This is a genomic window from Haladaptatus sp. (assembly GCF_049589095.1).
GTDB lineage: Archaea > Halobacteriota > Halobacteria > Halobacteriales > Haladaptataceae > Haladaptatus.
This window is the reverse complement of the sequence record NZ_JBAWAC010000283.1, coordinates 1-3778: the sequence shown is the minus strand read 5'-3', so window position 1 is coordinate 3778 and position 3778 is coordinate 1. Positions and strand designations below refer to the sequence as shown.

The following is a 3778-nucleotide window of genomic DNA, read 5'->3' as shown; positions in this document are numbered from 1 at the left end:
GAGATTGCCGATGAGCACGTCCTGACGGGTATGCGGCAAGCCGAGGAGCAGTTTGATACTTCCCGACTCGCGCTCGCCCGCGATGGCGAGATACGCGACGACGAGCGCCGCGAGGGGAACGAGGAGGGTCGCGGGCTGACTGAGGAGCCCGATGGCTTCTTTCGCGGTGAAGTCATCGGTGAACGCACCCACCGCGTACATCACACCGGCGGTTGCCAGCACGAACAACACCGTGATACCCCACAGCATCTTCGAGCGGGCGGCGTCCTCGAAGTCCTTGCGCGCGACGACGGCCCAGCTCATGGCCGGGCCTCCGATTCGATCCGCTGGCTTTCAGAACCGGTCGTGTACGCCTCGAAGAGGTCTTCGAGCGACGACTCCTTCGTCCGGATGTCGGCGACGGTCGCGCCCGTCTCCTCGACGGCGTTGATGACCTTCGCCTTCGCGCTCGCCTCCGTGTACGTGACGTGCAGTTCGTCGCCCTCCACCGTCGAATTCGTGACGCCGTCGATCCGTCCCAGATCGACGTTCGGCACGGTATCGACCGTCAGAACCATCGTTGCCCCGGTGCCGGTCGCGTCCCGAAGCCCGTCGATTGTGTCGACCGTGATGAGTTCGCCCTTGTACATGATGGCGACGCGGTCACAGACCGCTTCGACCTGACTCAGGATGTGGCTGGAGAAGAACACGGCCGTGCCGCGGTCCGCCTCGGCCTGGATGATCTCGCGCATCTCCTTGACCCCGTGCGGGTCGAGGCCGGAGGACGGTTCGTCGAGGATCAGGAGGTCGGGGTCGCCGACCAGCGCCATTCCGAGCGTCACCCGCTGGCGCATCCCTTTCGAGTAGCCACCCGCAGCGCGCGCGGCGTCGTCCTCGGAGAGGCCGACGCGGTCGAGGATTTCGTCCGCGTCCTCGCCGGTCCCCTTGGAGTCGATGGCGAACTGGATGTGTTTCCGTCCGGAGAGCCGCCCGTACAGGTCGGTCGCGTCGGGGAGGATACCGATCCGTTCGTGAATCGGTTGCGTTTCCTCCTGTGCATCGTAGCCGAGCACTGTTGCGCTCCCGTCGGTCGGGCGGATGTAATCCATGAGCATGTTGATGGTCGTCGATTTTCCGGACCCGTTCGGACCGAGGAAGCCGAACACTTCGCCTTCCTTGACTTGGAGGTTCAGGTCACGGACTGCGACCACCTCACCGAATCGCTTGGTGAGGCCAGTTGTTTGTATAGCGGCCATAACGGCCATATAATTCCTAGGGTAGTTAAAACTATGTTGCTATGATAAGTCACCCCACGATTTCTCAGCCGAGGTCGGCGCGTTCGAACGATAGATAGCCGAGAACGAGCGGGACGACGAGCCACGCGCCGAGGATGACGAGCATGAACCACTTTTTCAGGTAGAACGGAATCGCCGCGCCGTGTTCGAGGACGCGGAAGTTGTACACCCCTCCGCCCGAAAACACCAGCCCGGAAGCGCGCTGGAAGGCGTACGACGGGCTGATGAGATAGACGAACTCGTATATCCGCGGCGAGAGCTGTATCCCGAGTTGGTCGTGTGCGACGAAGCGGAGCGCCGAGGACGGCGAGATGGGCGGAATCGTCCAGAGCACGTTGAAGATGAAAAAGACCCCGACGGAGCTCACCATCGCACGCGACCGCGAAGCGCAGGCCGAGGAGAGACCGACCGCGATGGCGACGTACGTCACGCCGAAGTAGAGGAACAGCAGGAAGAACTCGGCGAAGACGGTGAAGTCGATGGAATCGAGCATGAAGAGGCCCTCGAACGCCGCGATACCGACAGCCAACAGGAGACCGAGGATGACGACCGCTGATCGGCCGACGAACTTCCCGACGACGAGGTCGAGGCGCGTGTTCGGCAACCCGAGGAGAAACTTGATGCTGCCCGATTCGCGTTCGCCCGCGATGGCGAGGTAGGCGACGACGAGCGCGCCGATGGGGATGATGAAGATGCCGACGAGGGTGAGCACTTGGAGGATGTTCGTCATCGTGGAGTGGGGGTTCGACGACGCCGCGTACACCAACAGCGCGAGCAAGCCGACGTAGACGGCGATGAGCGCCCACAGTCCCTTCGAGCGTCTGGCGTCGGTGAAATCCTTCCGTGCGACGGACACCCAGGTCATGCGGGAATCTCCATGCGCGATTCTTCGGGTTCTTCCGGTTCGTCATCCGTCGTGTACGTGGTGAACAGTTCTTCGAGCGACGCTTCCTCGGACTTGATGTCCGTGATGGTGGCCACGGCATCGACGCGTTTGACGACGGCCGGTTTCGCCGCGGCATCGGTGAACGACACGCGGAGCGTCGATCCTTCGAAGGAAGTGTCGCCGACACCCTCGATACCGGTCAGGTCGAGGGCGGTCGGCGTCTCCTCGACGGACAGGAGGAGTTGTGACTTGGAACCGGTACGCTCCCGAAGCTGGTCGACGGTGTTCTGTGCGACGAGCTTTCCGCTATTCATAATGCCGACGCGGTCACAGACGGCGTCCACCTCGGAGAGGATGTGGCTGGAGAAGAAGACGGCCGTTCCGGTGTCCGCCTCCGCTTGGATGAGTTCACGCATCTCGACGATGCCGTGCGGGTCGAGGCCGGAGGACGGTTCGTCGAGGATCAGGAGGTCGGGGTCGCCGACGAGCGCGGCGGCCAGCGCGAGTCGCTGTGTCATCCCTTTCGAGTAGCCACCGACCTTTCGGTCGGCGTCCTCCTGTGACAACCCGACGCGGTCGATGAGTTCCGCTGGGTCGTTGCTCGCGTCCTTTGCGTCGATGGCGAACGAGAGGTGTTCGCGTGCGGTCAGTCGGTCGTACAGGTGGTAGCCGTCGGGGAGGATTCCGATGGAGTCGCGGATGGCGCGGGAGTCCGTCTGTGCGTCGTAGCCGAGGACCGTCGCCGTTCCGTCGGTGGGGCGCATGAAGTCCAACAGCATGTTGATGGTGGTGGATTTTCCTGCACCGTTGGGACCGAGAAAGCCGTAGATTTCGCCCTCCTCCACGGTCAAATCGAGTCCGTCAACCGCGACGACGTCGCCGAACTGCTTCGTGAGGGACTTAGTTTCGATGGCGGCCATGGCCGATAATTTTAATGCCATCTACAAATGCTTTCCGTTGATTGACAACAACTCCCGAGTCCGATGATATCTATTCACAAACAGAGCCAAGACGCTCGAATCGAGAGTCGCTCGTAGCGAGATGAACGACGTCACCATCCGCGCCGCAAAACCGGACGACGCGACCGCCATTCGACGCGTCGCCCGGGAGTCGTGGCACGCGGCCTACGACGGGATCGTGGGGAAGGAGACGGTGGACGAGGTCGTGGACCGGTGGTACGACACCGAGGGACTCCGCGAGAGCACGGCACGGGACGGCGACGAGTTCCTCGTCGCCGAGCGCAAGGGCGACAGTATCGTCGGATTCGTCCACGTCGCGCCGATTCCGGACGAGAACGGCGGGTTCGACCTCGTTCGAATCTATCTCGTTCCGGAAGAATGGGGAGCGGGGTTGGGGACCCGTCTACTCGACTGCGCGCCGAAGAGCGGATTCGTGAACGGGGAGCCGAACGGTTACGGTTGACCGTCGTGGCCGACAACGACAGGGGCGTAGGGTTTTACGAATCCCGCGACTTCGAGCGGATCGAGGAGCGGGAAGACGCTGCTCTGGGAGTGTAAGAGTACGTGTACGAGAAGGAACTGTGAAAACTGGGCGTTCAGCCACTAGGGGTTCGAAATGTTAGCAGAATTTGTAGCTAAAGCCAGCGTCGATGTACGTC

The 3778-nt window shown here is 62.3% G+C and carries 5 protein-coding genes; 1 reads left to right on the top strand and 4 read right to left on the bottom strand.

Annotated elements, in window-relative coordinates:
• From WBV42_RS09205 to WBV42_RS09190, 4 genes are all read right to left on the bottom strand, one after another.
• Nucleotides 1-303 (bottom strand): ABC transporter permease (locus tag WBV42_RS09205; protein ID WP_423985759.1); only part of this gene is annotated, 303 nt, incomplete at its 3' end.
• The gene (locus tag WBV42_RS09200; RefSeq protein WP_423985758.1) at nt 300-1235 is read right to left on the bottom strand and encodes an ABC transporter ATP-binding protein; all 936 of its coding nucleotides are present in this window, start codon (nt 1233-1235) and stop codon (nt 300-302) included. The genes WBV42_RS09205 and WBV42_RS09200, both read right to left, overlap by 4 nt.
• A gap of 64 nt (nt 1236-1299) precedes the next feature.
• A complete protein-coding gene (locus WBV42_RS09195; RefSeq protein ID WP_423985757.1) occupies nt 1300-2139 on the bottom strand; it encodes an ABC transporter permease subunit in 840 nt (279 codons plus the stop codon).
• Nucleotides 2136-3080 (bottom strand): ATP-binding cassette domain-containing protein, encoded by a 945-nt coding sequence (locus tag WBV42_RS09190; protein WP_423985756.1) that lies wholly within the window; start codon nt 3078-3080, stop codon nt 2136-2138. The genes WBV42_RS09195 and WBV42_RS09190 overlap by 4 nt, the downstream gene beginning before the upstream one ends.
• 121 nt (nt 3081-3201) lie before the next feature.
• Here WBV42_RS09190 and WBV42_RS09185 point away from each other — a divergent pair, with 121 nt between their 5' ends.
• Nucleotides 3202-3582, top strand: coding sequence for an N-acetyltransferase family protein (locus tag WBV42_RS09185; protein ID WP_423985755.1), 381 nt, complete (start codon nt 3202-3204; stop codon nt 3580-3582).
• Nucleotides 3583-3778 lie beyond the last annotated feature (196 nt).